The 26,786-nt window shown below is 72.4% G+C and carries 32 protein-coding genes; 10 read left to right on the top strand and 22 right to left on the bottom strand.

Annotated features, from left to right (window positions below; genetic code table 11):
* Positions 1–34: 34 nt before the first annotated feature.
* The 7 genes from HNR57_RS02835 to HNR57_RS02865 all read right to left on the bottom strand — a co-directional run bounded on the left by HNR57_RS02835 (position 35) and on the right by HNR57_RS02865 (position 8,324).
* On the bottom strand, positions 35–775 hold the full coding sequence (locus HNR57_RS02835; RefSeq protein WP_184555354.1) for a glycerophosphodiester phosphodiesterase family protein: 741 nt from the start codon (positions 773–775) through the stop codon (positions 35–37).
* Positions 772–2,157, bottom strand: coding sequence for a hypothetical protein (locus HNR57_RS02840; RefSeq protein WP_184555357.1), 1,386 nt, complete (start codon positions 2,155–2,157; stop codon positions 772–774). Before HNR57_RS02840 ends, HNR57_RS02835 begins: the two co-directional genes overlap by 4 nt.
* Positions 2,158–2,279: 122 nt before the next feature.
* On the bottom strand, positions 2,280–2,708 hold the full coding sequence (locus HNR57_RS02845) for an OsmC family peroxiredoxin (RefSeq protein ID WP_033309150.1): 429 nt from the start codon (positions 2,706–2,708) through the stop codon (positions 2,280–2,282).
* Between the two features lie 78 nt (positions 2,709–2,786).
* Positions 2,787–4,517 (bottom strand): vWA domain-containing protein, encoded by a 1,731-nt coding sequence (locus HNR57_RS02850; RefSeq protein ID WP_184556550.1) that lies wholly within the window; start codon positions 4,515–4,517, stop codon positions 2,787–2,789.
* A gap of 56 nt (positions 4,518–4,573) precedes the next feature.
* Positions 4,574–5,635 (bottom strand): ATP-binding protein, encoded by a 1,062-nt coding sequence (locus tag HNR57_RS02855; protein WP_184555360.1) that lies wholly within the window; start codon positions 5,633–5,635, stop codon positions 4,574–4,576.
* 98 nt (positions 5,636–5,733) lie between these two features.
* Positions 5,734–7,773: a phage holin family protein gene (locus tag HNR57_RS02860; protein ID WP_184556553.1), complete on the bottom strand. Its 2,040-nt coding sequence runs from the start codon at positions 7,771–7,773 to the stop codon at positions 5,734–5,736.
* 149 nt (positions 7,774–7,922) lie between these two features.
* Complete coding sequence (locus tag HNR57_RS02865; RefSeq protein ID WP_102913940.1) at positions 7,923–8,324, bottom strand: hypothetical protein; 402 nt, start codon at positions 8,322–8,324, stop codon at positions 7,923–7,925.
* 82 nt (positions 8,325–8,406) lie between these two features.
* Between HNR57_RS02865 and HNR57_RS02870 the strand changes: the two genes are divergently transcribed.
* On the top strand, positions 8,407–9,180 hold the full coding sequence (locus HNR57_RS02870) for an MBL fold metallo-hydrolase (protein ID WP_184555362.1): 774 nt from the start codon (positions 8,407–8,409) through the stop codon (positions 9,178–9,180).
* The gene (locus HNR57_RS02875; protein ID WP_184555365.1) at positions 9,177–9,830 is read left to right on the top strand and encodes a DedA family protein; all 654 of its coding nucleotides are present in this window, start codon (positions 9,177–9,179) and stop codon (positions 9,828–9,830) included. The genes HNR57_RS02870 and HNR57_RS02875 overlap by 4 nt, the downstream gene beginning before the upstream one ends.
* A 78-nt stretch (positions 9,831–9,908) precedes the next feature.
* Here HNR57_RS02875 and HNR57_RS02880 read toward each other — a convergent pair whose 3' ends face one another.
* The 4 genes from HNR57_RS02880 to HNR57_RS02895 all read right to left on the bottom strand — a co-directional run bounded on the left by HNR57_RS02880 (position 9,909) and on the right by HNR57_RS02895 (position 13,999).
* Positions 9,909–10,961, bottom strand: a complete 1,053-nt coding sequence (locus HNR57_RS02880) for an MBL fold metallo-hydrolase (RefSeq protein WP_184555368.1) — start codon at positions 10,959–10,961, stop codon at positions 9,909–9,911.
* Complete coding sequence (locus HNR57_RS02885) at positions 10,958–12,205, bottom strand: aminotransferase class I/II-fold pyridoxal phosphate-dependent enzyme (protein ID WP_184555371.1); 1,248 nt, start codon at positions 12,203–12,205, stop codon at positions 10,958–10,960. The genes HNR57_RS02880 and HNR57_RS02885 overlap by 4 nt, the downstream gene beginning before the upstream one ends.
* A gap of 183 nt (positions 12,206–12,388) precedes the next feature.
* Positions 12,389–13,078, bottom strand: a complete 690-nt coding sequence (locus HNR57_RS02890; RefSeq protein ID WP_184555374.1) for a hypothetical protein — start codon at positions 13,076–13,078, stop codon at positions 12,389–12,391.
* Between the two features lie 126 nt (positions 13,079–13,204).
* Positions 13,205–13,999: an RNA polymerase sigma factor SigF gene (locus tag HNR57_RS02895; protein ID WP_184555376.1), complete on the bottom strand. Its 795-nt coding sequence runs from the start codon at positions 13,997–13,999 to the stop codon at positions 13,205–13,207.
* Positions 14,000–14,237: 238 nt separating this feature from the next.
* Between HNR57_RS02895 and HNR57_RS02900 the strand changes: the two genes are divergently transcribed.
* Positions 14,238–16,031: a thiamine pyrophosphate-requiring protein gene (locus tag HNR57_RS02900; RefSeq protein WP_184555379.1), complete on the top strand. Its 1,794-nt coding sequence runs from the start codon at positions 14,238–14,240 to the stop codon at positions 16,029–16,031.
* Here HNR57_RS02900 and HNR57_RS02905 read toward each other — a convergent pair.
* The gene (locus HNR57_RS02905; RefSeq protein ID WP_184555382.1) at positions 15,985–16,170 is read right to left on the bottom strand and encodes a hypothetical protein; all 186 of its coding nucleotides are present in this window, start codon (positions 16,168–16,170) and stop codon (positions 15,985–15,987) included. The two genes, HNR57_RS02900 and HNR57_RS02905, sit on opposite strands and share 47 nt — an antisense overlap.
* A 159-nt stretch (positions 16,171–16,329) precedes the next feature.
* Between HNR57_RS02905 and HNR57_RS02910 the strand changes: the two genes are divergently transcribed.
* The 3 genes from HNR57_RS02910 to HNR57_RS02920 all read left to right on the top strand — a co-directional run bounded on the left by HNR57_RS02910 (position 16,330) and on the right by HNR57_RS02920 (position 17,855).
* A complete protein-coding gene (locus tag HNR57_RS02910) occupies positions 16,330–16,731 on the top strand; it encodes a DUF2795 domain-containing protein (RefSeq protein ID WP_184555384.1) in 402 nt (133 codons plus the stop codon).
* Positions 16,732–16,801: 70 nt separating this feature from the next.
* Positions 16,802–17,233 carry a CBS domain-containing protein gene (locus HNR57_RS02915; protein ID WP_184555386.1) on the top strand — a complete coding sequence of 144 codons (432 nt, stop codon included), beginning with the start codon at positions 16,802–16,804 and terminating at the stop codon, positions 17,231–17,233.
* A gap of 79 nt (positions 17,234–17,312) precedes the next feature.
* Positions 17,313–17,855 (top strand): type 1 glutamine amidotransferase domain-containing protein, encoded by a 543-nt coding sequence (locus tag HNR57_RS02920; protein ID WP_184555388.1) that lies wholly within the window; start codon positions 17,313–17,315, stop codon positions 17,853–17,855.
* Positions 17,856–17,921: 66 nt separating this feature from the next.
* Here HNR57_RS02920 and HNR57_RS02925 read toward each other — a convergent pair whose 3' ends face one another.
* Positions 17,922–18,179, bottom strand: coding sequence for a DUF6158 family protein (locus HNR57_RS02925; protein ID WP_184555390.1), 258 nt, complete (start codon positions 18,177–18,179; stop codon positions 17,922–17,924).
* Positions 18,180–18,273: 94 nt separating this feature from the next.
* Between HNR57_RS02925 and HNR57_RS02930 the strand changes: the two genes are divergently transcribed.
* Positions 18,274–19,374: a baeRF2 domain-containing protein gene (locus tag HNR57_RS02930; protein WP_184555392.1), complete on the top strand. Its 1,101-nt coding sequence runs from the start codon at positions 18,274–18,276 to the stop codon at positions 19,372–19,374.
* A 27-nt stretch (positions 19,375–19,401) separates the two neighbouring features.
* Here HNR57_RS02930 and HNR57_RS02935 read toward each other — a convergent pair whose 3' ends face one another.
* Together HNR57_RS02935 and HNR57_RS02940 are read right to left on the bottom strand one after the other, a co-directional pair.
* A complete protein-coding gene (locus HNR57_RS02935; protein ID WP_184555394.1) occupies positions 19,402–21,021 on the bottom strand; it encodes an ATP-binding cassette domain-containing protein in 1,620 nt (539 codons plus the stop codon).
* 61 nt (positions 21,022–21,082) lie between these two features.
* A complete protein-coding gene (locus HNR57_RS02940) occupies positions 21,083–21,625 on the bottom strand; it encodes an MOSC domain-containing protein (RefSeq protein ID WP_184555396.1) in 543 nt (180 codons plus the stop codon).
* A gap of 92 nt (positions 21,626–21,717) precedes the next feature.
* Here HNR57_RS02940 and HNR57_RS02945 point away from each other — a divergent pair, with 92 nt between their 5' ends.
* The 3 genes from HNR57_RS02945 (at position 21,718) to HNR57_RS02955 (ending at position 23,029) form a co-directional block, all read left to right on the top strand.
* Positions 21,718–21,885, top strand: a complete 168-nt coding sequence (locus HNR57_RS02945; protein ID WP_184556655.1) for a hypothetical protein — start codon at positions 21,718–21,720, stop codon at positions 21,883–21,885.
* Between the two features lie 109 nt (positions 21,886–21,994).
* Positions 21,995–22,816 (top strand): class I SAM-dependent methyltransferase, encoded by an 822-nt coding sequence (locus HNR57_RS02950; RefSeq protein ID WP_184555399.1) that lies wholly within the window; start codon positions 21,995–21,997, stop codon positions 22,814–22,816.
* A gap of 42 nt (positions 22,817–22,858) precedes the next feature.
* The gene (locus HNR57_RS02955; protein ID WP_031136400.1) at positions 22,859–23,029 is read left to right on the top strand and encodes a hypothetical protein; all 171 of its coding nucleotides are present in this window, start codon (positions 22,859–22,861) and stop codon (positions 23,027–23,029) included.
* A gap of 58 nt (positions 23,030–23,087) precedes the next feature.
* On the opposite strand, the gene HNR57_RS02960 is transcribed toward HNR57_RS02955, so the two are convergent.
* From HNR57_RS02960 to HNR57_RS02990, 7 genes are read right to left on the bottom strand one after another with little or no spacing between them, the layout of a single operon-like run.
* Positions 23,088–23,351 (bottom strand): gas vesicle protein K, encoded by a 264-nt coding sequence (locus tag HNR57_RS02960; RefSeq protein ID WP_030843810.1) that lies wholly within the window; start codon positions 23,349–23,351, stop codon positions 23,088–23,090.
* A gap of 35 nt (positions 23,352–23,386) precedes the next feature.
* Positions 23,387–23,575 (bottom strand): gas vesicle protein, encoded by a 189-nt coding sequence (locus tag HNR57_RS02965; RefSeq protein ID WP_003994122.1) that lies wholly within the window; start codon positions 23,573–23,575, stop codon positions 23,387–23,389.
* Positions 23,576–23,591: 16 nt separating this feature from the next.
* The gene (locus HNR57_RS02970) at positions 23,592–24,347 is read right to left on the bottom strand and encodes a GvpL/GvpF family gas vesicle protein (RefSeq protein ID WP_184555402.1); all 756 of its coding nucleotides are present in this window, start codon (positions 24,345–24,347) and stop codon (positions 23,592–23,594) included.
* Positions 24,344–24,682, bottom strand: a complete 339-nt coding sequence (locus tag HNR57_RS02975) for a gas vesicle protein (protein ID WP_031108661.1) — start codon at positions 24,680–24,682, stop codon at positions 24,344–24,346. The genes HNR57_RS02970 and HNR57_RS02975 overlap by 4 nt, the downstream gene beginning before the upstream one ends.
* A complete protein-coding gene (locus HNR57_RS02980; protein ID WP_184555406.1) occupies positions 24,679–25,755 on the bottom strand; it encodes an SRPBCC family protein in 1,077 nt (358 codons plus the stop codon). Before HNR57_RS02980 ends, HNR57_RS02975 begins: the two co-directional genes overlap by 4 nt.
* Positions 25,752–26,522 (bottom strand): DNA primase, encoded by a 771-nt coding sequence (locus HNR57_RS02985; RefSeq protein ID WP_184555409.1) that lies wholly within the window; start codon positions 26,520–26,522, stop codon positions 25,752–25,754. The genes HNR57_RS02980 and HNR57_RS02985 overlap by 4 nt, the downstream gene beginning before the upstream one ends.
* Positions 26,519–26,782 carry a gas vesicle protein GvpG gene (locus HNR57_RS02990; RefSeq protein ID WP_184555412.1) on the bottom strand — a complete coding sequence of 88 codons (264 nt, stop codon included), beginning with the start codon at positions 26,780–26,782 and terminating at the stop codon, positions 26,519–26,521. The genes HNR57_RS02985 and HNR57_RS02990 overlap by 4 nt, the downstream gene beginning before the upstream one ends.
* Between the last annotated feature and the right edge of the window lie 4 nt (positions 26,783–26,786).

The following is a 26,786-nucleotide window of genomic DNA, read 5'->3' on the forward strand; positions in this document are numbered from 1 at the left end:
CCACACTCCAGCACAAAACTTGAGTGCGCTCTTGTCAATGCCGCGATGGGGTGATCGGCCCGCGCAGCGCCACCGCGCGCCGGGGGCGGTCGGTGACGAGCACGTCGACGCGCGGGTGGGCGAGGAAGGCCCGCATGAGCGTGTCGTCGTTGACGGTCCAGACCATGGTGAACAGGCCGTGCCGGGTCGCCTCGCGCAGCACGTTGGTCCTGGCCAGCCGCTGATGGACGGCGACGCCGTGCGCCCCGCAGGCCCGGATGCGACGGGCGGGGAACAGCTCGCTGAGCCGTGTCCCCGGCAGCCGGGCCAGGGCGAGTTCCCTGCGGTCGCGCCCCAGGGACAGGGCGGTGCGTACACCGGGGTAGCCCCGGGTGACGGCGGCGACGGAACGGTCCTCCAGCGTCGTCACGACGAGCCCGTCCGTGCCGAGCAGGGCGACCGCCCGGTCGATCACCTCCCGCTCGTAACCGACCTCCTTGAGGTCGAGGTGGGCCACGAGCTTCCCGGCGATCAGCGCCATGACCTCGTCCACCACCGGTACGGCGTACCCGGCCCGCTCGCACAGCTCGGCGTGCGTGAGCGCGGACAGCGGCGGTCCGGCGGTGCCGACCCGAGGGTCGTGGTAGACGACGAGGACGCCGTCCGCGGTGCGGCGGATGTCGAACTCGACGTACTCCGCGCCGGACGCGATCGCGTCCTCGTACGCCTCCCAGGTGGCGGCGCCGGCGCGCTCGGAGCCGCCGCGATGGGCGGAGACGGCGGGGTGTGGCGTCATGGTCGTCGGTTCCCGGAGGGCGAGCGGGGAGGCGGGACGGGGGCGAAGGCGTCGTCGGGCGCGGGCAGCAGCGAGCCGGAGCGCGTGCTGACCCGTCTGAGCAGCAACCAGCCGATCACGACCAGGACGACGAACGGCAGCCAGGCCAGTGCGTAGGCGGTGCCGTAGGCGCTCATGTCGAGGATGGAGCGGTGCTCGTCGACGTTCGTGCCGTTCACACCGAAGAAGGCCAGCAGCAGCGTCGGCGGGAGGGCGATGAGGGTGGCCGCGGCGACCAGGCCGGAGACGGTGCGGTCGCGGCGGTCGTCGCGTTCGGCGAGTTCGGCGTCCAGGGCGGCGGAGCGGGCACTGATCACCGAGGTCAGGCGCTCGACCATGCGCGCCGAGTTCTCCAGGCTGTCGCGGATGCCGAGGGCGTCGCGCAGCGAGGACTGGAACGCCTCCGTGACCATCTCGGGGATCAGCAGGCTGTCCACGTAGGCCTCGACACCGAAGGCCAGGTCGAGCTGGAGTTCGTTGACACCCGCGGAGAGGCGGGAGATCAGGGAGCGGATCTCGGTGGGCGAGTCGGTCAGGGCCTGCTCGTTGGCCTTCATCATGGCGAAGGCCGCCAGCCGGGTGCGCTGGAGCACGGACAGGGCGGAGATCATGCCGACGGCGACGAGGACCAGGCCGTTCTCGACGTGCGGGGCCCAGCCGGCCTGGACGGAGACGCCCCGGCCGAGGGCCGACAGGGTGAGACCGTGGTTCCTGACGTGGGGCGCGAGGCTCGCGTCGTAGGGCGTGGCGGGGTTCCACGGCATCCGGCCCCGGTAGACGATCTCGTTCAGCAGGATCGCCTTGCGGGCCTCGTCGGCGCTGAGCAGTTCGCGCTGTAACCGGCCGCCGGGGAAGACGAGTTGGTGCACGTTCTGGCCGAGGGCGAGCGGCCGGCCGCCGAGCCGCGCGGCCAGCGTCTGCGGGAGCTGGCGGTCGTCGAGCTCGATCCGCTCCCGGTCGAAGCAGGTGGTGGCCAGCCAGACGGCGAGGTCGCCGGCGGTCGTCTCGCCGGCGAAGGAGCAGTCCACGACGAGGGTGGCGTCGCCGCGCGGGGTGGTGACCACGAGGATCCGCAAGGACGCCAGGCCGAGGCCGTGGTCGCCGTGCGGCAGCCGCAGCCGCCGGGGCGCGATCTGCTCGTCGAGGACCGGGACGGGCAGCACGTCCTGGCTGGTCATCAGGTGGGAGGCGAACCGGCCGTAGTCGTAGCGGTCGACCAGGGCGCCGAGGGCGGTGTCACGGGGGCGGAGCCGTCCGGAGAGGCTGAACAGCAGCAGGACCCGGGTCCGGTCGCGGGTGGCGGAGTCGAGCACCGTGGCGTTCGCGGACGTTCCCGGCAGCATCGCGTTCCTTCCGGCCCGGCGGTTCGAGGCGTCTGGTTTCTACCCCTGCGGGGGGTGGTGAACCGACGCCGCCGCGCGGGCCGCCCTTCCCGGGCGGGCCCGCGCGACGGGGGTGAGGCGGGTCAGGCGAGCTTGGCGGTCAGTGTGATGGGCGTGGCCTTGAGGGCCTGGCTCACCGGGCAGCCGACCTTGGCCTCCTCGGCGGCGGCCTGGAAGGCCGCCTCGTCGATGCCGGGGACCGTGCCCTCGACGGTGAGGTGGATGCCGGTGATGCCCTCGCCGGGCTGGAAGGAGACGTCGGCCGAGGTGATGAGCTTGGTGGGCGGCGTCCCGGCCTTGTTGAGGATGTTGGAGAAGGCCATCGAGAAGCAGCTGGAGTGGGCGGCCGCGATCAGCTCCTCGGGGCTGGTCTTGCCGTTCGCCTCCTGGGCGCGCGAGGCCCACGTGACCGGCTGCTCGCCGATGGCCCCGGAGGAGTCGAAGGTGACGACACCGTTGCCCTCGAGCAGGTTGCCTTCCCAGACGGTGTGTGCGGAGCGCGTGGTAGCCACGAGTTCTTCCTTTCGCGTGCGGACTCGCGTGCGGGCCCGTCGCCGGGCCCCGTGTCCCCCATCCGATCACACTACGGCTCAACTCACGCGGAAGACCTGCCCTCTGGCGGTGAACGGCAGCCGCGCACCCCGCGGGATCAGGTACGCGTGCTCGCGCCGCACCCGCAGCACGTCGCACCAGCCGTCGGTGATGATCAGGACGGGCGCGCCGGGCGGGAAGTCGTCGGCGCGGTGCAGCAGGTCGATGCCGGGCTGCAGGACGGTGCCGCCGCGGCCGTGGACGCGGACCCGGCCCGCGATCTCGGTGACGGGCAGGTAGCCGGCGTCGTGCGGGGCGGCGTCGCAGAACACGACCCGGGCGGCCGGGACGTCCCTCGCCCCGGCGTAGGAGGCGATGGCGCCGAGGGCCTTGCCGAGCAGGACGCGGTCCATGGAGCCGGAGGTGTCCAGGACCACGCCGAAGGTGCAGCGGGCGATCTCCTCGGGCGGGAAGTACCGTCCGGCGCGCGGGATGGCGGGGGTGGCCGCCTGGCGCCGTGAGGGGCGGGCGTAGGAGCGGACGGGCTCGGGGCGGGGGACGAACTCGTCGAACCAGCGGGCCAGCCGGGCGTCCCACGGCAGCGGCGGATGACTCAGCGCGCGGATCTCCTCGACCAGGCCGCCGGGCAGGAAGCCGCGCTCCTGCCGCTGGTGCAGGTCGAGGCCCTGGGCTAGGCCGCGGCGGTAGAAGGCGTCGAGGTCGACGTAGTCGCGGGGCGGGCCGAGCGGGCCGCCGAGGATGTCACCGACGCCCTTGCCGCGCAGGGTGGCCAGCCGGCGTTTGCGGCGCAGGTCGCCGCTGATGCGGTCGTAGACCTCCTCGGCGGACAGGCCGGCGAGCTCGGGGTCGTACAGCAGCCCGTCGGGCATGCTGCCGACCTGCATCTCGGTCAGCCAGCCGTTGATGACGTAGTCGCAGGCGACGTTGAAGAGGAACGGGTCGCGGGTGCCGCAGCGGTCGCCGTGGCGCAGGGCGGCGTGCAGCATCTCGTGGGCGAGGACGAACCGCCACTCCTCGTCGTCGAACCCGCGCAGCGGGTTGATGTAGATCTCGGCCGCCTCGGCGTCGACCGCCGCGATGGCGATGCCGTGGGCGCGGGCGATCTCGGCGTCGGCGACCAGCGTGATGCCGGACGCGATGCCGCCGAGCAGCGGGTAGGAGGAGATGAACCAGCTCAGCGCCCGCTGCCAGGGGCGCGGCCTGGGCACCTCGCCGTCCAGGCTGTCGCGGCGGCCGCCCGCCATGTCCATCGCGGCGGACACGGTCCGGGTCAGGGCGGTGGCGAAGGCCAGCTGCCAATCGGGCGGCCGGGACCAGCCCGTCCACCGCGTCAGCAGCTGGTCGGGCTCGTCGCCGGCCGTGCCGCAGCGCTCGTAGACGGCGGGCAGTCCGTCGCGGCGCCAGCGGGCGGCGAGCTGCTCCTCGTCGCCGTCCGGGTAGGAGGCGGGCAGGTGCTCGGGGGTCTCGCCGATGCTGAAGCCGAGCAGGAAGCGGTTGACGACGGCGCAGCGGGCGGCGAGGTCGAAGCGGTCGGGCTGGACACGTTCGCCCTTGACGGCCGGCACGTGCCCGAATCCGAGGTGGAGGACGGCGTGGGCGAGCGCCCAGGCCCAGGCTGCGGGCTCGGCGTGGCGCAGCGGGTGGACGTGCAGATCGCCGTCGGAGTCGACGACCACGAGCCCGTCGCGGGGCGCGAGACGGCACTCCTCGTGGCGGCAGACGTCGAACTCCACGGCCGCGAGGGCGGGGTTGGCCCTCAGCAGCCGCATTCCCTCGGCGAAGGCCTCCCCCGCGAGGTCGCGCTTCTTCTGGGCGGGGCTCCGGCTCACCGGCGGGCCTCGACCAGCCGGGGCATGTCCCGGGCCGCCTCGACGAGGAACCAGGAGGGCAGCACGGGGTTGCCGTCGCTGTCGGAGGCGATGACCGTCTGGGCGACCTCGACGGAGATCTCGGCGAGCTGCACCAGCAGGGACTTGGCGCGGTAGGCGGTCTGACGGCCGTTCGCGGACATGTGCTCCTTGCTCGCGGGCAGTTCCTTGACCAGGCGGCCGCGGAAGGAATCAGCGAGGTAGTAGAGCAGGTCGCGGTCCTCCGGCCGGTTCGGCCAGCGGGCGTCGCCCTTGACGATGGCGTCGATGCCGTACCGGCTGCGGACGACCTTGACGTAGCCGCAGAAAGCGGTCGCGTGCGCCGGGGTCAGCGTGCCGTGCGCGAGGACCTTCAGGGTCTCCTCGTCGAGGTCCCGGCCGAAGGAGTACAGGGCGTCGGAGAGCAGGTGCCAGGAGCGGGGCGTGGAGAACGGCTCCTCCGTCTTCGGCGGCTTGGACCACAGGTGGTCGGGCCGGTCGGTGAGGTGGTCCACGATCCAGGGGTGGATGCCGTTGCTCCCGGCCCAGGTCAGCCAGTCCGCGGCGGAGGCCTCCAGGTGCACGTGCGCGAGGCGGTTGACGAGCGCGGAGGCGATGGGCCGGGCGAGGGCGTTGTCGGTGGCGCGGTTTCCGGCGCCGATGACGATCGAGCCCTCGGGCAGCTCGTAGCTGCCGATCCGGCGGTCCAGGATCAGCGAGTAGAACGCCTTCTGCACGTCCGGCGTGGCCGCGTTGAGCTCGTCCAGGAACAGGCAGTACGGCTCGTCCCGGGCGATCGTCTCCGGCGGGCAGAACACCGAGCGGCCGTCGCGGATCTGCGGGACGCCGATGAGGTCCTCGGGGGCGAGCTGGGTACCCAGCAGGCTCACGCACTCCAGGCCCAGCGACTCGGCGAAGTTCCGTACCAGGGAGGACTTCCCGATACCGGGGGCGCCCCAGATGAAGACCGGCCGGACGGTGGCCAGGCCGAGCAGCAGGTCCGGGATGCGGGCGGGCGTGACAGTGACGGCTGCCTGCAAAGCAGCGACTCCTCAGGGGTGTTCGAGACGGACGCGCGGGTGTGCGGCGTCCGGGACGAACAGTGTGTGCGTACGGCCCCGGCGGGCGCAGCCGAATTTCAGGCGGCGCGCTCCTCCTCGGCGGCCTCCAGCGGGACCTGCGGCCCGTTCGACTCGCGCAGCCAGCGCCGCAGCACCCGGTGCACCTGCTCGGCGCCCACGAGTTCCTCGCCCCCGCCGACCGGTGCGGAGACGCCGAGCGGGGACAGCAGGAAGGGTCTGCCCTGGGCGCCGCCGAGGCCGCCGTGGGAGCCGATCTGCTCCTCGAAGGCGAGGACTTCGCCGTCGGCCGGGTCGTGGAGGGAGTTGACCATGATGTCGGCGGTGTGCGGGAAGGAGTGCGTACGGCGGACCGCGTCGGCGGCGCCCGGGCCGAACGGGGCGAGCGGGCCCGGGTTGTCGTCGAGGTCGGCCAGCGGGATCTCGGCGCCGTACGCGCCGAGGACGACACCGCCGTGCTTCTCGCTGCGGACCAGCAGGAAGCCGATGCCGGGGTGGTTGGCGAGGGTCGGCAGCAGCGCGGGGTGGCGGGCGTCGATCTCCTCCTTGCTCATCCGGTGCGTGACGCCCGGGAAGGAGATCAGGCCGAGGTTGCCGGAGGCCAGCACGATCGGCTCCTCGCGGCGCACGGGGCGGTGCTGCTCGCCGGCCTCCTCCACGGGTATGCGCAGCGCGGCGCGGACGGCGGCGCGGGCCTCCGCCCCGCTGCGGGTGCGCTCCGCCTTGCGCGGCACGGGCATGCCGCACCCGGCCCGCACCAGGTCGCCGAGGGTGAGGCCGTAGCGGGAGCGGAAGGTCTCGCCGGGGCTCTGGCCGTGATCGGAGAGCACGACGATCCGGTAGGGGCGCGGGGCGTGCTCGGCGACGTTCTCGATCAGGGCGAGCGAGCGGTCGAGGCGTTCCAGGACCTTCTGTGCGTCGCGGCTCGCGGGGCCGGAGTGGTGGGCGACCTCGTCGTAGGCCACCAGGTCGGCGTAGACGGCGGTGCGGCCGGCGAGCATGTCGCCCGTCACGGCGGCGACGACGACGTCCCGCTCGACGACGGTCGCGAAGGCGCGGACCAGTGGGTAGAGGCCGCCGCGGGAGACGCGGGGGCGTTGTCTGCGCAGTCTCGCCCGGGTGGACTGGCCGATCTCCCGGCCCACTTCGGCGACGAAGGAGAGCGCGGTGCGCACGGCGTTGGCCGGGTCGGAGAAGTAGGCGAAGTAGCCGTCCCGGGAGCGGTTCTCCCGGCTGCGGCGGCGGGTGGCGATGGACAGCACGAGGGCCTGCTGCTCGGCGCCGCCGCTGAACAGGTTGCCGCGGCTGGCGCCGTCGACGGTGAGCAGCCCGCCGTGCCCCGCGTACTCGACGGCACGGTGCTGGAGTTCGGCGGCACTGGTCGGGCGGTTGCAGACGACCACTTCGCGGGTGTCCTTCTCGTACCAGCGGAAGGCGGGGACGTCGTGGTTGCTGCCGTGCAGGATGCCGAGCTGGCTGGCGCCGGTCTGGCTGGACCAGTCGGTGCGCCAGGGGGTGAGCCGGTGGGTGGGGCGGCCGCCGTCGCCTATGTCGAGCCAGCGGGCGACGGTGGGCATCAGGCCCTTGCCGACCGCGTCCAGCAGGGTGTCGTGACCGACGCCGTCCAGTTGCAGGAAGACGGTGCCGGGGCTCTGCGGGCAGGGCGGTCCGGACCGGCGGCGGCGGTCGGAGAGCCGGTACAGCCTGCGGCGGTAGGCGTCGTCGTCGCGCACGGCCAGGGCGGCTCCGGTCGCCGACGCCACGGCCGACATCACGGCGGCGACCACGACGGCGGTCTCCGGGGCCGCGGCGCCGCGCTCGGCGGGGTTGAGGCTCAGGGCGACCAGCAGCAGCGCCCCGTTCAGGAAGAACACCAGCAGCCCGAGCACGAGCGCCGGGACGAGGAGCAGGAGCCGGACGAGCAGCGGCCACACCAGGGCGGACAGCAGACCGAAGGCGCCGGCGCCGAAGGCCGCCGTGACGGCGATGTCGGTCGCGCTGTCGCCGTTCTCCGAACGGAGCCGGAAGTCCGGGAGGATCCCGGCGAGCACGAGCATGGTGACGGTGGAGACCGCCCACACGGCGGCACTCCGACCCATCTGACTGGCGGCCCGCCGCCACCGCACGCCCCGCACGCCCAGCCACCTCACCTTTCGGGCCCGCAGCCGTCGCGGTCCCTCCCCCACAGTGTCCCAACGCCCGGTCGCGCCGTTTCGTCCCCAGGTCACGCCCCCGGCGGGGGACGACGTCAGCGCCCGTCGTAGCCGGCCGTCGGCATCGACAGCCGCCGGTGCACGCAGGCCTTCATCGCCGCGTCGTACGCAGGCTCCGCATGCCCCACCGTCTCGACGCGTACACCACGACGGGCACATTCGGCGGTGAACTCCTCGACGGAGGCGAGCGCGCTCTCCAGTACCCGCCGGCTGGGCGCGACGAACACGTCGAGGCCGGGCCGGACGCCGTCCCACAGCGCGCCGTGGTCGGGCCGCAGCCCCCGCACGAGTAACTCCCGGCTGACCACGTAGCCCCGCTCGGCGGCCCACCGGGCGCACATCGCGTGCTGACTGCGGGAGTCGACCAGGAACGGATCGTCGTCCAGCTCCTCCAGCGGCGTCAGACTCGCGATCGCCGTGACCCGCACCGGCACCATGGCGCCCCCTCACCTCCGGTTTCGCCGCCGACCCTACTCCTGGACGTAGGCTTCGGGGGAGTCGCGCGAAGGAGGCAAAGAAGTGCCGGTGGAGATCACCTGGTGGGGTCACGCCACTTGCACCGTCGAGGACTCGAACGTGCGCGTGCTCACGGATCCCCTGTTCGCACGCCGGCTCGCACACCTGCGGCGCCGGCGCGGAGCGCTGCCGCCGCCGGGCGCCCCGCAGGCGGACGTGGCGCTGGTGTCGCATCTGCACGCCGACCATCTGCACGTGCCGTCGCTGATGCGGCTCGCCGCGGGCACGCGCCTGCTCGTGCCCCGGGGCGCGCGCCGGGCGGTGCCCGGTCTGCGCCGGCTCACGCACCTGCGGGTGAGCGAGGTGGCTCCGGGGGACGAAACCCCGGTCGGCGACGTCGTCGTACGGGCCGTGCCCGCGCGGCACGACGGGCGGCGGCTGCCGTTCGGGCCGCACCGCTCCCCCGCCCTCGGCTACGTCATAGCCGGCGAGGCCCGGACGTACTTCGCCGGGGACACCGGCTTGTTCGACGACATGGCCAAGGAGGTCGGGCCGGTCGAGGTGGCACTGCTGCCGGTGGGCGGCTGGGGGCCGTACCTGGGCGAGGGGCACCTGGACGCGGGCCGGGCGGCGCAGGCGCTGGAGCGGCTGGCGCCGAGCAGTGCGGTGCCGGTGCACTACGGCACGTACTGGCCGATCGGCATGGACGCCGTGCGCCCCCACGAGTTCCATGCGCCGGGGGACGAGTTCGTCCGGCTGGCGGCCCGGCACGCGCCGGCCGTGGCGGTGCACCGGCTCGGGCACGGGGAGAGCGTGCGCCTGGAGGGGGCGCGGTGAGCTGGTCCGCGCCCGTGGCGCTGACCGGTGTGCCGCTGCTCGCGGTGTCGGCCGTCACACCGGCGTCCGTGGTTCCGGAGTCCACGCAGCAGGCGATCGGGTATCCGACGCTCTTTGTGCTGGTGCTGGCCGGGGCGCTGGTGCCGGTGATTCCGACGGGGGCGCTGGTGAGTTCGGCGGCGGTGGTCGCCGTGCACCGGACGGCGCCGTTCTCGCTGGTGATGGTGTTCGTGACGGCGTCGCTGGCGGCGTTCCTGGGTGATGCGGCGCTGTACTGGCTGGGGCGGCGCGGGCTGAAGTCGAAGAACGGGTCGCGGTGGCTGGCGGCGATCCGGGCGCGGGCGCCGGAGGACCGGCTGGAGCAGGCGCAGGAGAAACTCGCCGCGCACGGGGTGGCGGTGCTGGTGCTGTCACGGCTGGTGCCGGCGGGGCGTATCCCGGTGATGCTGGCCTGTCTGCTGGCGGAGTGGCCGATGCGCAGGTTCTCCCGGGGGAATCTGCCGGCGTGTCTGGCGTGGGCCGCGACGTACCAGTTGATCGGGATTCTCGGGGGGTCGCTGTTCGCCGAGCCGTGGCAGGGCGTGGTGGCGGCGATCGCGCTGACCGTGCTGATCAGTGCGGTGCCGGCGGTGGTGCGGCGGGTGCGGTAGCGCCGTTGCGGGGGCGGGTGTTCCCGGGGTGCGGGTTCTCCGTGGTGGATCGCGCAGTTCCCCGCGCCCCTACGACACCTACAGCACCTTTGACGCGCCGACCGGCATGTCCCAGAGGTTTTCCCGGGGCAGGCCCGCCTTCTCCCAGGCCGCGCGCACGCGCGTCAGGGGCTCCAGGACCGGCTCCGCCGACAGCACGAACGTCGCCCAGTGCATGGGGGCCATCCTGGTCGCGCCCAGGTCCTGGGCCGCGCGGACGGCCTCCTCCGGGTCGCAGTGGACGTCGCGGAGCCACCAGCGGGGGTCGTAGGCGCCGATGGGCAGCAGGGCCAGGTCGATGCCGGGGTAGCGGCGGCCGATGCGGGAGAACCAGTGGCCGTAGCCCGTGTCGCCCGCGAAGTAGACGCGTTGGCCGCTTTCGTCGGTGAGGACCCAGCCGCCCCACAGGCTGTGGCAGGTGTCGGTGAGGCTGCGCTTGGACCAGTGGTGGGAGGGGACGAAGTCGAAGCGGACGCCGTCCAGTTCGGCCGCCTCCCACCAGTCGAGCTCCGTCACGCGTGTGAAGCGGCGGCGGTGGAACCAGCGCGCGAGCCCGGCCGGGACGAACACCGGGGTGTCGCGCGGGAGGCGGCGCAGCGTGGGGGCGTCCAGGTGGTCGTAGTGGTTGTGGCTGATGACGACGGCGTCCACGCGCGGCAGTTCCTCCCAGGGGACGCCCACGGGGGTGATCCGGGCCGGAGTGCCGAGGATCCGGCGCGACCACACCGGGTCGGTGAGGACGGTCAGTCCGCCGATGCGCAGTACCCAACTGGCGTGTCCCGCCCAGGTGACGGCGACGGTGCGGGCGTCGACGCGAGGCAGCGGGGCCGGGGCGTAGGGCAGCCGGGGGATGTCGGCGAGACCTTCCGGGCCCGGTCTCACCGCGCCCTCGCGGGCGAAGCGGGCCATGGCCTTGAGGCCCGGGAGCGGCGCGGTCAGCCGGTCGTGGAAGGTGCGCGGCCACACCCGCCGCTCGGCGAGTGGGCGGGGTTCGGCCAGGGGCGGGTACGGGGGCGCGAGGGGGGACGGGAGCGCGGGCTCGTCGGATTCCCGGGTGGTCGTGCTGGTGGTCGACTCGGACTGCTGCGTCATCGAGGAGGCTCCCATCGCTGAGCTTCGTCGCGAAGATCGTCGAAGACGGACTTCAGCCGGATCAACGCGCGGTGCACCTGCGGCAGTTCCAACGGCGTGGGTGAGGTGAGGCATTCCGCGCGTTCCGGGTCGGAACCGGCCACCAGGGCGCCGGTGGACAGCCGCACGCGCGGGGCTTCCAGGTCGTCGCCGAAGCGGTGCCCGCCCGGGGCGGGCATGCCGAGGCGTGCGGTGAGGTAGTCCTCCAGTTCCTGGGCGTCGCCGACGCCGTGCGCGGTCAGCGCGGGGCGCAGCGGGGCCAGGTCCACGTACAGGTGGCGGCCGGAGCGCGGGGGCCGCGCGAGGGCGCCGGCGGCGACGACGGCGGTGTGCGCCTCGGCCGCCAGGAGCGCGTGCAGGCGCACGGTGTGCGCCACGCGCGCGGTGACCGGTTCCGGCTCCCCCAGGGCGTACCCGGCCGCGGCGGCGACGGGCGCGGCGACCCGGGCGTCGAGGGCGGTGAGGACGTCGAGCACGCGCGCGTGCAGGCCCGCTCCGTCGTCTCCGGCCGGGAAGCGGGCCACGGCGGCCGGCCAGCCGGGCGGGAGCAGCGCCCCGGCCAGGTCGGTGACGACGGTGACCCGGTCGGGCACCATCTCGGCGGGGCTGAGCAGCACCGTGTCGTGCGGCTCGTGCAGGGTGTCGCGCCAGGTCTCGTCGCTGACCAGGTGCAGGCCCTCGCCCTGGGCGGCCTCGACGGTCTCGTGGAGCAGTTCGGGAGGGGCGACGGTCGCGGTAGGGTCGTCGGCGACGGACAGCACGAGCAGCCGCGGGTCGCCGCCCTCGGCACGGACCCGGCGCACGGTCTCCAGCAGCGCGTACGGGTCGGGAACACCGCCGCTCTCCGGCGGGGTCGGCACGTGGAAGGCGGGCCGCCCCAGCAGGCGTGCGTACGGCGCCCACCAGGCGGCGCAGGGCCGCGGTACGAGGACGTCGCCGCCGAGGGCGGCGGTCAGCGCGAGCAGCAGGGCGGGCGAGCCCGGGGCGGCGGCCACCCGGTCCGGGTCGCAGTGCAGTCCGCGGCGGTCCCAGTAGCCGCAGGCGGCCTCGCGCAGGGCCCGGTCGCCGCCGACCGGCTCGTGGTCGCCCCGGGACGCCGCGGCGGCGAGCACGGCGGACAGCTCCGGCAGTACGGGCAGCCCGTCCTCGGGGAGCGGCGGCCCGAACCGGACGGGGCCGTGACCTTCGGGGGCCGTGCGCCGCATCCGTACCTCCGCAGTGCCAGTGCCTCTGGTGCCGCCGTGTCGTGTCGCCGTCGCCCTCGGCACCTGAGTACCCAGAGTGGCGCCGCCCCATGGGCGCCCGGCCGGGTCGTGACCGTCACAGCATGAGCGGGGCCGGGCCGGGGAAGCCGGGTCCCTTCGTCGCGGTGGAACGGGCCGGGCGGGTCAGCGGCAGGGGTCGCTCTCCCGGTTGCGCAGCCGGTGCACGGCGGCTCCGAACGCGCCCGCGATCAGCACCCCGCCCGCGACCAGGGCGGGCACGGAGTCGGTGAAGGCGCCGCCGTCACCGGCCCGTACCCCGCGCTGGACCGGTGCCGCGCCGCACTCGGTGTGGTGGCGTTCGCGGTGGTGCGAGGGTTCGGGGCAGGGCTTGTGGGTGGGGTGGTGCGTGGGCTGGTGTGTGGGGTGGTGCGACGGCTTGTGGGGTCCGGCGCCGTGCGCCACGGTGAACGTCGCGCTCCACTCCGTGCCCACCCCGCCGGGAGCGGCCGGGCAGGTGCCGTCGACGGTCCACGCCGAGTCCTCGCCCAGGGCGTCCGGATCGCCCTCGAAGTTGTCCGCGGAGGCGATGCGGGCCGTGCCGCGGTAGGCGGGTCCGGACACCTCGTCGTCATTGCCGGTGACCCGCTGGAGCGGCACCGTGCCCTCGTCGAAGGCCTGTGAGGTGGCCTCGATGGTGTCGGGCGCCGGCCCCCCGGTCGGGTCACAGCTCACCGAGACGGTGAGTGTGCCTCCGGGCTGGACGGTGGCGGGACTGACCTCGGCGGCCGGCTCGGCGAAGGCGGCCGGCGCGGCGCCCAGCATGGCTGAGCCGGCCAGGACGGCGACGGACAGGGCGTGCAGGCTGCGGCGCATCGAGGGGACTCCTTCGGTAGTCATACCCCTCTGCCATGACAGCCCGCCCGCAGCGGGCCCGCGCGGGACCGGGCCCCATTAGCGGGACAGCACCGGCCAATCGGGTGACAGCGTGAGAGCCCCGGCTCAGGCCACGTCGCGCATGACCTGTTCGCGCACCCGTCCGCAGCACCGGCTGATCAGCCGGGACACGTGCATCTGCGAGATGCCCAGCTCTTCGGCGATCCGGCTCTGCGTCATGTCCCCGAAGAACCGCATGTACAGGATCGACCGCTCCCGCTCGGGCAGCGCCGCAAGCCGGGCCTTCACGGACTCGCGGTCGACGACCGTGTCCAGGGCCGGGTCGTCGGACCCCAGCGCGTCGCTCAGGGAGTAGCCGTCCTCGCTGCCGGGCAGTTCCGCGTCCAGGGACAGCGCCGTGAAGCTCTCCAGCGCCTCCAGACCCGCCCGGACGTCCTCCTCGCTCATGTTCGCGTGCTCGGCGAGCTCGGTCACGGTGGGGCGGCGCCCGGAGATGGTCTGGGACAGGTCCTGGCCGGCGATCCGCACACGGTTGCGCAGGTCCTGGACGCGGCGGGGTACGTGCAGGGTCCACATGTGGTCCCGGAAGTGCCGCTTGATCTCGCCGGTGATGGTCGGCACCGCGTAGCTCTCGAAGGCGTTGCCGCGTTCGGGGTCGTACCGGTCGACGGCCTTGACCAGGCCGAGGGCAGCGACCTGGCGCAGGTCCTCGAGGTTCTCGCCGCGGCTGCGGAAGCGTCCGGCGAGGCGGTCCGCCATGGGCAGCCAGGCCTCGACGATCTCGTCGCGCAGCGCGTCGCGCTCCGGGCCGGCGGGCATCGAGGTGAGCCTGCGGAAGGCCTCGGCGGTGTCGGGGGCGTCGTTGTGGGGGTGCCGTTTCGCGCTGGTTCGGGTCTGCATGATACGTCGCAATTCCCTTGAAAGTGCTGCGGGTTGGACGGTCACCGTGGAAGCGCATCCGCTGTGGGACAGGGCCTCGGTGGCGGCGCGCGACGTCGCTCCCACGGGCGTGCCTCCTGTCCGAAGCACTGAGGGGCGCCTGCCCCCGGCCCCCGCCCGCAAACCCGGAGAGGTTTTCCGCCGTCGCGCAGGGTGACTCGTACTGCCGGCTCTGTCCCCCTACGTCCGGGAGGTCTACATGAGCACCAAGGTCGCCGACCATGTTCTGCGCAGGCTGCGCGAATGGGGAGTGGAGCATGTCTTCGGCTATCCGGGGGACGGCATCAACGGACTGCTCGCCGCGTGGGGCAGGGCCGAGAACGAGCCGCGGTTCGTGCAGTCGCGGCACGAGGAGATGTCGGCGTTCCAGGCGGTCGGCTACGCCAAGTTCAGCGGCCGTCTCGGGGTGTGCGCGGCGACGTCGGGGCCGGGCGCGATCCATCTGCTGAACGGCCTGTACGACGCGAAGCTGGACCATGTGCCGGTGCTGGCGATCGTGGGCCAGACGCACCGCACCGCGATGGGCGGCTCCTACCAGCAGGAAGTCGATCTGCACACGCTGTACAAGGACGTCGCCTCCGATTTCGTGGAGACGGTGACGGTGCCCGAGCAGCTGCCGAACGTGCTGGACCGGGCGATCCGCACCGCCTACGCGCGCCGCTGCCCGACCGCGGTCATCATCCCGGGGGACGTGCAGGAGCTCGACTACGCGCCGCCGACGCACGAGTTCAAGATGGTGCCCTCCAGCCTGGACCGCGGCTCGTGGACGGCGGTGCCCTCCGACGACTCGGTGCGGCGGGCCGCCGAGATCCTCAACTCCGGTGACAAGGTGGCGATCCTGGTGGGCCAGGGCGCGGCCGGCGCCCGGGCCGAGGTGGAGCGGATCGCCGAGCTGCTCGGCGCGGGCGTCGCCAAGGCGCTGCTCGGCAAGGACGTCCTCAGCGACGAACTGCCGTACGTCACCGGCTCGATCGGCCTGCTGGGCACGCGCCCGTCCTACGAGCTGATGCGGGACTGCGACACGCTGCTGACCATCGGCTCGTCGTTCCCGTACTCCCAGTTCCTGCCGGAGTTCGGTCAGGCGCGGGGGATCCAGATCGACATCGATCCGCACATGATCGGGATGCGCTACCCGTACGAGGTGAACCTGGTCGGTGACGCGAAGGCCACCCTGGAGCGGCTGATCCCGCTGATCGAGGAGGGGCGCGGCCGTGAGTGGTACGACACGGTGTGCGACAACGTCACGCGCTGGCGTGAGGTCATGGAGCGCCGGGCGGGGCTCGACGCCGACCCGATCAACCCGGAGTACGTGGCCCGCGCGCTGGACCCGCTGCTTCCGGACAACGCGATCGTCGCCTCCGACTCGGGTTCCGCGGCCAACTGGTACGCGCGGCACCTGACCATGAGGCCGGGCATGCGCGGCTCGCTCTCCGGCACGCTGGCGACGATGGGCTGCGGGGTGCCGTACGTGATCGGCGCGAAGTTCGCGCACCCGGACCGGCCGGCGATCGCGCTGGTGGGTGACGGAGCGATGCAGATGAACGGGATGGCGGAGCTGATCACGGCGGCCAAGTACCGGCATCTGTGGGAGGACCCGCGGCTGGTGATCGCGGTGTTCAACAACCACGATCTGAATCAGGTCACGTGGGAGCTGCGAGCGATGGGGGGCGCGCCGTCGTTCCTGCCCTCGCAGGAGCTTCCGGACGTGCAGTACGCCGCGTTCGCCCGGTCCCTGGGGCTGACCGGCATCCGGGTGGAGAAGCCGGAGGACGTCGAGGCGGCCTGGCGGGCCGCGCTGGAGGCGGACGGCCCCGCGGTGGTGGAGTTCCTGACCGATCCTGCTGTCCCACCGATCCCGCCGCACGCCACCTGGGACCAGATGGAGGCGACCGCCGCGTCGGTCCTGAAGGGCGACGCGGACCGGGGATCGGTGGTCAAGCGGGGCTTCAAGGCGAAGGTGCAGGAGTTCCTGCCGGGGCGGGAGAAGAAGTAGCGGCTGCGGCGGCAGGGGGAACGCCGGCCGGTTCGCGCCGGCCGGCGTCCTCCTGCGGCAGCAGCAGTTCCTCGTAACGGCCCAGCACCAGCACCACTCCGAGCATGAGCAGCGGGATGAGCACAGCGAGCATCGCCATGACGGGTCCTTCCCCAGAGAGGTGTGGGGGGTGTGATCCGGGTCTCCCGCAGGACGTGGCGCAAACCAGTGCGGGCGGCGGCGATCGGGCTCACGGAACCTGTGTCGCCGTCCGGTGTACGGGTACGCGGTGCGGGCCCCCGAACGTCTGGAGGGAGACATGCAGCGAGGCAGCGACCGGCTGAGCGTCCACCGGGACGACGAGATGAAACATGAACTGCAGGGTCTGCTCAGGTCCGGGCACCCCACGCGCAGTGAGGAGTGGCACGACCCGGAGCCGGCCGCCGAGGACGACCCCGAGGTCGCCCACGGGCCGGTGACGCCGAGCCGTGCGCCGACGTCCCTGGAGTCGGTCCGGCTGGAACTGGCCCGGATCCTGGGCCGCAGGGCGTTCCCCGCGAGCGCGCGCGACCTGGCCCGCGAGCTGCGCCGCCACCAGGCGCCCGACGCCTTGGTCGAGTCCCTGGAGGGGCTGCCGCGCCAGGAGCGCTACGGCAATGTCCAGGAGCTGGCCCAGGCCCTGATCCGGGCCCGTGAGACCGGGCCGGAGGAGTACGCGTAGGGACCGCGTCGGGGCGCCGCGGCCTGTCGCGGCGCCCCACCGGCCTGGGAACGGAGGGAAGGCTCCCCTGATGGCCGAGTACGTCAAGGACGTGATGACAGCGGGTGTGGTCGCCGTGCGCCCGGACGCCTCGCTCGTGGAGGCGGCGCAGCTGATGCGCACCCAGAAGATCGGCGACGTGGTGGTGGCCGAGGGGCAGGACGTGATCGGTGTGCTCACCGACCGTGACATCACGGTACGGGCCGTCGCCGAGGGCATCGACCCGATGACGGTCAGCGCGCGGACCGCGTGCACCCCGAATCCGGTGACGGTGACGCCGGACGACCGCGTGGCTACGGCGGTGACGCTGATGCGCGAGCACGCGGTGCGCCGGCTGCCCGTGGTGGAGAACGGGCTGCCGGTGGGGATGGTGAGCCTCGGCGACGTGGCCGAGGCCGAGGACCCCGCGTCGGCGCTCGCCGACATCAGCCGCGCCGAGCCCGATGCCCGGGGTGGCGGGTGAGCGGACCGGGCGGAGCGGCCGGCAGCCGGAACGAAGCAGAACTCAGTAGGAGCAAGAGCGGGAAAGGACGTAGAGCATCATGCGTATCGCGTTTCTGGTCGCGCCCGAGGGCGTCGAGCAGGTCGAGCTGACCGACCCGTGGCAGGCCGCTGAGGACGCGGGGCACGAGCCCGTGCTGGTGTCGACGCAGCAGGGCGAGATCCAGGCCTTCAACCACCTCGACAAGGCGGACACGTTCCCCGTGGACGAGGTCGTGGGCGACTCCTCGCCGGACTCCTTCGGCGCTCTCGTGCTGCCGGGCGGCGTCGCCAACCCGGACTTCCTGCGCATGGACGACAAGGCCGTGGCGTTCGTCCGGGACTTCTTCGAGCACGGCCGCCCGGTGGCTGCGATCTGCCACGCGCCGTGGACGCTGGTCGAGGCGGACGTCGTGCGCGGCCGGGAGCTCACGTCCTGGCCGAGCCTGCAGACAGACATCCGCAACGCGGGCGGCACCTGGGTCGACAAGCAGGTCAAGGTCTGTGACCACGGGGCGAACAAGCTGGTCACCAGCCGCAAGCCGGACGATCTGAAGGCGTTCTGCGAGACCTTCCTGGACGTCTTCGCGCAAGAGGCCGCGTGAGGGCCCGGCCGCGGCGCTGAGCGTCCGCGCGGGCCGCTGCGTTCCGGTCGTGTCCTTTCGAGGGGCTCAGGTGCCGGGGTTCGCGGGAGTCGCCGACTCCCCGCTTCCCCGCTCCCGGGCCCCTTCGCGTGTGCGGCCCGCGGCCACGGGGCGGCGCGGGTTGCGGCGCAGAAACTCGCCCTCCAGCTGCGCCATGCGCTCGTTGTGGGCGCGCAGCGCGTCGTTCGAGCCGTAGAGCAGCGTGTCGTGGCGCGTGCGGTGGATGGTTTCCAGCTCTTTCATGAGCTGCTGGTCGTCCAGCCGGTCAGGGTCCACTCCGGTCATCGTGTCGCCCCGCTCGTCGTGTTCGTCTCTGTGGTCCGGGTACCCGCCCCCGGAGCAACTGAGCACTGCCCCCGAGCGGCATCCGGGAGGAACCATGGATCTCGCCTTTCTGCACCCACTGTACGAACACCCCGGGCCTTGGGCCTCCGTGTACGTCGACACCTCACGGCACACGGAGGGCACTCCCCACGAGCGGGAGCTGACGGCCCAGGCGATGGCCGGGCAGCTGGCCGAACAGGGAGCGGACGAGGCGACGTGCCAGGCCGTGCGCAGCGCGATCGAGGATCTGAAGCACTCCTCCGAGCCGCACGGCCGGGCCCTTTTCGCCCGCGCCGGCGAGGTCGTCCTCGACCCGCCGCTGGTCCGTCCGCCGAAGGGCGGTGACTGGGCCGAATGGGCGCCGCTGCCGCGGGTCACGCCGCTGCTGGAGCTGGCCGGGGAGGACCCGGTGTGCGTGGTGGCGTACGTCGACCGCAAGGGGGCGGACTTCGAGTTGCGCGACGCGCTGGGCCGGGAGGACGCCGGGAGCGTCACCGGACGGCAGTGGCCGGTGCACCGGACGAGTTCCGCTGACTGGTCCGAGCGGCACTTCCAGCTGCGGGTGGAGAACACCTGGGAGCACAACGCGGCGGAGATCGCCGACGCGCTCGCGGTGTGCCAGGAGGAGACCAAGGCCGACCTGCTGATTCTCGTCGGCGACGACCGGGAGCGGCGGTCCGTGCACGAGCGGCTGCCGAAGCGGCTGCACGCTCTGGTGGTCGAGGCGCCGCACGGAACCGGCAGCCGCCTGCTCGACGAGGACGTGGAACGGGCCCGGGCCGAGCACGTGGGGCGGCAGGCCGAGGCGGAGCTGGAGCGGTTCCGCGCCGCCCGGAACCCCGACGACGAGGGCCGGGCCGGGGCCGTCGAGGGCGTACCCGCGCTGGTCGAGGCGGCGCGGGAGCACCGCATCGACGAGCTGCTGATCAGGGTGGACGGGCCCGACGCGCACCGCGAGGTGTGGATCGGGGAGGACCCCGACCAGCTCGCCGTGCGCCGCACGGACCTGAAGGTCCTGGGCGAGCAGCACTCGTGGCCGGCCCGGGCGGACGACGCCCTGATCCGTTCCGCGGTGGCCACGGACGCGCCCGCGCTGTCGGTCTCCGAGCGGGAGGTCCCCGTGGGGGGCCTCGGGGCGCTGCTGCGCTGGAAGTGACCGGGAGCGGGCCCCTGGGGTGTCTCCCTAGCGGGCCCGTTCCACCCTTCGTTCGTCCCAGACCGGGTCCGGGGTCTCCCGGACCCGGCCGTCGCTGCCGAAGACCAGGAAGCGGTCGAAGGAGCGGGCGAACCAGCGATCGTGGGTGACCGCGAGAACCGTTCCGTCGAAGGCCTCCAGGCCCTCCTGCAGAGCTTCGGCGGACTCCAGGTCCAGGTTGTCGGTCGGCTCGTCCAGCAGCAGCGCCGTGACGCCCTGCAGCTCCAGCAGCAGGATCTGGAAGCGGGCCTGCTGGCCTCCGGAGAGCCGCTCGAACGTCTGCTCCGCCTGCTGGGTGAGCTCGTAGCGGCGCAGCCGCGAGGACGCGGCGCCGCGGTCCTGTGCGTGTTCCTTCCACAGGATGTCGAGGAGCGTGCGGCCCTCCAGCTCCGGGTGCGCGTGCGTCTGCGCGAAGTGGCCGGGCACGACCCGGGCGCCCAGCTTCCAGTCCCCCGTGTGCGCCACGTCGTCGCCGGCGAGCAGGCGCAGGAAGTGGGACTTGCCCGATCCGTTGGAGCCGAGGACGGCCACGCGCTCGCCGTAGTAGACCTCCAGGTCGAAGGGCTTCATCAGGCCGGTGAGCTCCAGGTTCGCGCAGGTGACCGCCCGCACGCCGGTGCGGCCGCCCTTGATCCGCATCCTGATGTCCTGCTCGCGCGGCGGCTCCGGGGGCGGGCCGGCCTCCTCGAACTTGCGCAGGCGCGTCTGCGCGGCCGCGTAGCGGGAGGCCATCTCATGGCTGACCGCAGCGGCCTGACGCAGCGTCAGCACCAGCTTCTTCAGCTGCGCGTGCTTCTCGTCCCAGCGCCTGCGCAGCTCCTCGAAGCGGGCGAAGCGCTCGCGCCGGGCGTCGTGGAAGGTGGCGAAACCGCCGCCGTGCACCCAGGCGTCGGCACCGGCGGGACCGGGCTCCAGGGAGATGATCCGCTGGGCCGCGCGGGCGAGGAGCTCGCGGTCGTGGGAGACGAAGAGAACCGTCTTGCGGGTCTCCTTCAGCCGTTCCTCCAGCCACCGCTTGCCGGGGACGTCGAGGTAGTTGTCGGGCTCGTCGAGGAGCAGCACCTCGTCGGTGCCGCGCAGCAGCGCCTCCAGGACGAGGCGCTTCTGCTCGCCGCCGGAGAGGGTGCGGACCTCCCGGAACTGCGCCTTGTCGTACGGCACCCCGAGCGCGGCCGTGGTGCACATGTCCCACAGCGTCTCGGCCTCGTAGCCGCGCGCCTCGGCCCAGTCGGCGAGGGCCTGGGCGTACGCCAGCTGGGCGGCCTCGTCGTCGACGGTCATGATGGCGTGCTCGGCCTTGTCGACGGCCTGCGCGGCCTCGCGGATGCGGGGCGTCGCGACGGACACGAGCAGGTCCCGCACGGTCGTCTCGTCGCGCACGGATCCCACGAACTGCCGCATGACCCCGAGCCCGCCGCCGACGACCACGGACCCGCCGTGCGGCTTGAGCTCACCGGCGAGCATCCGCAGCAGAGTGGTCTTGCCCGCGCCGTTGGGTCCCACGAGGGCCACGACGGCCCCCTCCCCCACCCGGAACGAGACGTCGCCCAGCAGCGCCCTTCCGTCGGGCAGGTAGTACTCCAGGTGCGCGGCTTCGAGGTGACCCATGGGCGCGATTGTGTGGGGGCGCGGGGGCCGGGGGCAAACGGGTTTCGGGCCGGCGTACCGGTCAGACCCGTTCCAGCGGCCGGTGCGGCCCGCTGGGGAGCTCCGCCTCGACCGTGTCGCCGGGCCGTACCACGCCGCCTTCCCGCACCACGCTCATGATCCCGGCCTTGCGCACGATGTTGCCCGCCTCGTCACGCCCGACGACCTGCTTGAGCAGCCCGTCCTGGAAGAGGTCGATCTGCAGGCAGGGGTTGCGCAGCCCGGTGACCTCCAGGACCGCGCTGTCGCCGATGCGCAGCAGGGTGCCGGTGGGCAGTGCGAGCAGGTCGATGCCGCGGGTGGTGATGTTCTCGCCGAGGTCGCCGGGGGCCACCTCGAACCCGTCCTCACCGACCTCGGCGAACAGCTCCTCGTGCATCAGGTGGACCTGGCGCAGATTGGGCTGGGTGGGGTCCTGGGCGACGCGCGAGCGGTGCTTGACCGTCACCCCGGCGTGCACGTCCCCCTCGACGCCGAGGCCGGTGAGCAGCGTGATGCTGTCCCGGTTCGGCTTGGTGAACGAGTACTCCCCGTTGCTGCTGACCGCCGTCACGTGCCCGCTCATCTCTCGGTTCCCCCTGGGTCGGTGGTGATGATCAGCCATGAGCCTGCCTCCGGGCCGCCGGTGTGTCCACCCCCTCCGGGTACCCGCCCGGCATGACGCCCCCCGGTGCGGGCCTCACCGTCGTGGGGCCGGCCTCCGGGCGCCGGCGGGACCTCGCGGACGGGCAGCTCGACGTGCAGGTGACCGAGGTGGAAGGCCGCGTGACGCTGGAGAAGCTCCCGGAGGCGCTGACCGTGTACCGGCCGATCGCCGGACACTGACACCTGCTGACGCATCGTCAGTCCACATTGCAGGATACGGGTCTCAATATGCGGCGGCACTGCGTACGGTGATCTCCTGCCGACCCGACCGGAAGGGGTGGGATCCGCCATGCCGGAACCCCGCGAGACCGCCGTCTACACCCACGGGCACCACGAGTCCGTCCTGCGCTCGCACACCTGGCGGACCGCCGCCAACTCGGCCGCGTACCTGCTGCCTTCGCTCAAGCCCCACATGAAGATCCTGGACATCGGCTGCGGGCCGGGCACGATCACCGCCGACCTCGCCGAGCTCGTGCCCGACGGGCAGGTCACCGGGGTCGACCGGGTGCCGGAGATCCTGGAGCAGGCGCGCGCCACGGCGGCCGGACGAGGGCTGGCCAACGTCGGCTTCGCGGTCGCCGACGTGCACGCCCTGGACTACCCGGACGACACCTTCTGCGTGGTCCACGCCCACCAGGTGCTCCAGCACGTGGGCGACCCGGTACGAGCGCTGCGCGAGATGAGGCGGGTCGTCAGGCCCGGCGGCATCGTCGCCGTGCGGGACGCGGACTACGAGGCCATGACCTGGTACCCCGCGTCCGAGGGGCTCGACGCCTGGCTCGACCTCTACCGCCGGGTCGCGCGGGCCAACGGCGGTGAGCCGGACGCCGGGCGCCGGCTGAAGTCCTGGGCACTGCGGGCCGGGCTCACGGACATCACGGCGACCTCCGGCACCTGGACCTTCGCCACACCGCAGGAGCGGGCCTGGTGGAGCGGGCTGTGGGCCGACCGCACCCTGGCGTCGGCGTACGCGGACCGGGCCGTCGAAGGCGGGCACGCCGACGAGGCGGGGCTGCGGGACCTGGCCGAGGCCTGGCGGGAGTGGGGCACGCGGGAGGACGGGTGGTTCAGCGTGCTGCACGGAGAAATTCTCTGCCGCAAGGAAGCCTGAAACACCGTTTCCGGGACACCCTGAAAGCAGGAGGTTCGAATTATGGTTCCCATCCTGCTGGTGCTGCTTCTGGCTTTGGTTCTTTTCGGCGCCGGATTTGCAGTGAAGATTCTCTGGTGGATCGCTCTCGCGGTTCTTGTCCTGTGGCTGCTGGGATTCTTCGTCCGCGGCACGTCGGCAGCCGGCGGCAGGGGCCGTTGGTACAGGTGGTAGTACGCACGAGCGCCCCGGGCCCGGGTAAGGGCCCGGGGCACGCGTGCTCGTGCGGGTCTCAGTCCCGCGGAAGCAGTGGCCCGAGCGGCCCGAGGTCCAGGTTGAGGTCCTCGGGCCGCAGTCCGTAGCGGTCGCGCAGTTCCGTCATCCGCTCGTCGAGCAGCATGAGCGTGAGCCCGATCCGCTCCTCCTGCTCCTCGCTCAGGTCCCCCACGTCGAACCGGCGCAGCGCCTGGCGCTCCATGAGCTGGCGCAGCAGTTCCACCACCGTCAGCACGAGTTTGACCAGGTCGCGCTCGACCGTGTCGGGCTCCAGATCCATCCGGTTGGAGCGCGGACGGGGGTTCTCGCGGGCGGTCACAGCAACTCCTCGAACGGTGAGGGCACCTGGGCGTTCACCGAGCTGATGAGCGCGTTGAGGTCGATACGGACGAGGTCGACGTCGGCGATGCGCAGCGTGATGTCCCCCGTGATCACGACGCCGCCGGCGAGCAGCCGGTCGAGCAGGTCCACGAGGGCGACCTCACGGCGTTCCACTACGGTCACGGATTCTCCCGGTCGGTCATGTGGTCTCCCCGGCGAACGAATAGGCCGCCCAGGGACCGGTGAGCTCGATGCGCATGCCCGGCAGCTCACCCTTCGTGCGGTCCACCAGTTCCACGAATTCCTCGGAATTCGCGCGCGGAACGAGATAAGCCGCATTCAGCACGTTCCGCCCGGTCGCCTTGGAAAGCGCGGGATTTTGCGGGGGATGCATCCGGGAATCCTCCGCGAATGCGGAAAGCACCTCGTGCAGCCGGGTCGAGAATGCCTCGGCCTTCTGCCACATCTCCTCGTGGGAACGGGTCTGCATGCGCCGCTGCCGCAGGTAGTCCCGGCCCGACGCGGGCTTCTGCGCGGGCCGGACGCTCTCCTGCGGCTCGGACTCCGCGTACACCTTGACGCCCCACTCGACCCGGCCCTCCAGCCGGTCGAGGGTGCGCCGGAAGTCCTCCTCGCGGGCCTCCATCATGATGCGTACGCCGCTGTCGTCGTGGAAGACGGTGCCGAGCCGCAGCGGCAGCGGGGTCGTGACAGTGGTGAGCGCGTCGATCACACCCTGGTGGGCGCGGGCGGTCTCGGTGAGCCAGTCCAGGTCCTCCAGATGGCGCCGGAGCGGCTCCTCGGCGAAGTCCCGCTCCGGCACGTGGCTCACCACGGCCACCAGGCCGTGGTGAGTCAGTGTTCTGGGCGGATCACCGGCCACCCCCGTCAGCTGAACCTGGAGCGGGGCGCCGAAGGGGCGGCAGACGGCGTAGACGTACCGCAGTCCGGTCACGGTGCCTCCTTCTTCTCCGCACGGCCGGGCTCCAGTTCCTCCAGCCGGGCCAGCCTCTCGCGCAACTCGGCGTTCTCACGGGTCAGTTCGTCACGGCGGGCCCGTGAGCTCAGGGCCGGGTCGGTCTCCCACCAGTCGATGCCCATCTCCTTCGCCTTGTCGACCGAGGCGACGATCAGACGCAGTTTGATCGTGAGGAGTTCGATGTCGAGCAGGTTGATCCGGATGTCGCCCGCGATGACGATGCCCTTGTCCAGGACCCGTTCAAGGATGTCGGCGAGGTTGGCACCGCTTCCCTGACCGTAGGGCTCGGGCATCCTGCTGGGCGTCGTCATCGCCGGCTCCCTGCCTCGACTTCCTCATCCTCGTCCTCGTACTCCTCGTCCTCGTGCTCACCCTCGGGCTCTTCCTCCTCCTCGGGCTCTTCCTCGTACTCGCCCTCGGGCTCCTCCTCGCCCTGCTCTTCCGACTCGTCCTCGTCGTACTCGTCCTCGGCCTCCTCGCCCTCGGGCTCTTCCTCGGACTCCTGCTCGGACTCCTCCTCGGCGACCGCGTCGTCGTGGCTGCGGACGACCTCGCCGTCGCGGATCTCGCCGCGCCAGCCGTCCTCCGCCTCGCCCTTGATCGTGATGAAGCGGACGAAGTTCTTGAGGTCGAGCCGGGCACGGCGGCCCTGGGCGCGCCAGATGTTGCCCGTCTTCTCGAAGAAACCGGAGGGGTAGTACTCGATGACGAGCAGGACGCGGGTCAGGTTGTCGGTGAGTTCGTGGAAGGAGACGACGCCCTTCGTGGTGCCCTTGGCGCCCTCGGAGGTCCACGCGATGCGGTCGTCCGGGACCTGCTCGGTCGTCTTCGCCTTCCAGCTGCGGTTGGACCACCAGACCTTCAACTGCCAGTCGGAGGTGGTGTCGTCGGCCTTGCTCGCGGCCTTGACACCCTTCGCGAAGGTGCTGAAGTCCTGGTACTGGGTCCACTGGTCGTACGCCGTGCGCAGGGGTACGCCGACATCGATGTGCTCGATGATGACGGTGGGCTTGTTGCCGGAACGGCCTTTGCCCTTGCCCTTGCCGCCCAAGCCCTTGAAAGCGCCTGTGACCTTGTCCTTGAGGCGCGAGCCGCCCAACTCCAGTGCGGAGCGCAACGGCCCCTTGCCCTCGGCCATCTTGCGGCCTCCCTCGAGGGCGAGCTTGGCGAAGCCGGGGCTGTTGCCCTCGGCGATGTCGTTCAGCTTGCCGGTGGTCTCGCCGAGCTTGTGGCCCACGCCGGTCAGCATGCGCGTGGCCTGAGCGGCGAGGTACTCCTGCAGTTCGGCCTTCAGCCGGTCGGCGGCCTCGCTGTGAGCCAGGCCCTTGAGCGGGTTCGTCGCTCCGTTGGCGGCGGACTTCGCCGAGCCGAGAGTGTCACTCATTCCTCACCGCCTCCCTTCTGCAGCCGGGACCGGGCGGCGCCGCCCCGGCCGGAGGTCGCCTTCTTGGCGGGTGTGGTCTTCTTCCCCGCCGCCTTGCGGCCCGCCGTCTTCTTCGCGGGAGCCTTCTTCGCGGGAGCCTTCTTCGCGGGGGCCTTCTTGGCGGGAGCCTTCTTCGCAGCCTTCTTCGCCGGCGCCTTCTTCGCCGGCGCCTTCTTGGCGGGAGCCTTCTTCGCCGCGGGCTCCTCTTCCTCTTCCTCTTCGGCCTCGGAGTCCTCGGGCTCCTCTTCCTCTTCCTCTTCGGCCTCGGAGTCCTCGGGCTCCTCTTCCTCTTCGGCCTCGGGCTCCTCTTCCTCTTCGGCCTCGGGCTCCTCTTCCTCTTCGGCCTCGGGCTCCTCTTCCTCGGCGTCCTCGTACTCGGCGTCCTCGGCCTCGTCGTCCTGGCCGGGCACCACTCCCGTCAGCTGGTCGCGCACCTTGGCGGTCCGGCCATGCAGCCGGTCGGCGAGGGCATCGATCTGCCGCTCGACCATGGCACCGGAAGCGGCCTTGCCGACGCCGCGCAGATCCTGCCGGAGCTGGTCGCCGATCTCCTTGAACTGCGGGTTGTTCCGCAGCTGTTGCTGGACCAGATCCGCGACCATGCGCGGGCTCAGGTTCAACTTCTTCCCGGCGACCAGGCCACCGACGGCCATCGCCATCTTCAGTTTCTTGGTCCGTCCCAGGAGATATCCGGCCCCTATGGCAAGACCCAGTCCCGTTCGGTTCATGGTGTTGTCCCGTTGCCTGTTCCCGCGCTGCCGCGCGAAGCGATCTCCAACCGGTCGAGGAGCTCGTCCTCAAGGTGGTCGAACTCTTCCTCCGTGATCTCTCCGGCCTCCATCTGCTCCTCAAGGCGAGCCAGTTCGGCCCGGATCGTGGCAGGGTCGTAGTAGATCCGCTCGGCCTCCTGCACCACCTGTTTGATGGCCCAGGCGCTGCCGCGTACCGGTGCGAACGGCAGCAGCAGCACCTCAGAGATCAGGCCCACGTCG

Source organism: Streptomyces paradoxus (assembly GCF_014202475.1).
In the GTDB taxonomy this organism is placed as follows: domain Bacteria; phylum Actinomycetota; class Actinomycetes; order Streptomycetales; family Streptomycetaceae; genus Streptomyces; species Streptomyces paradoxus.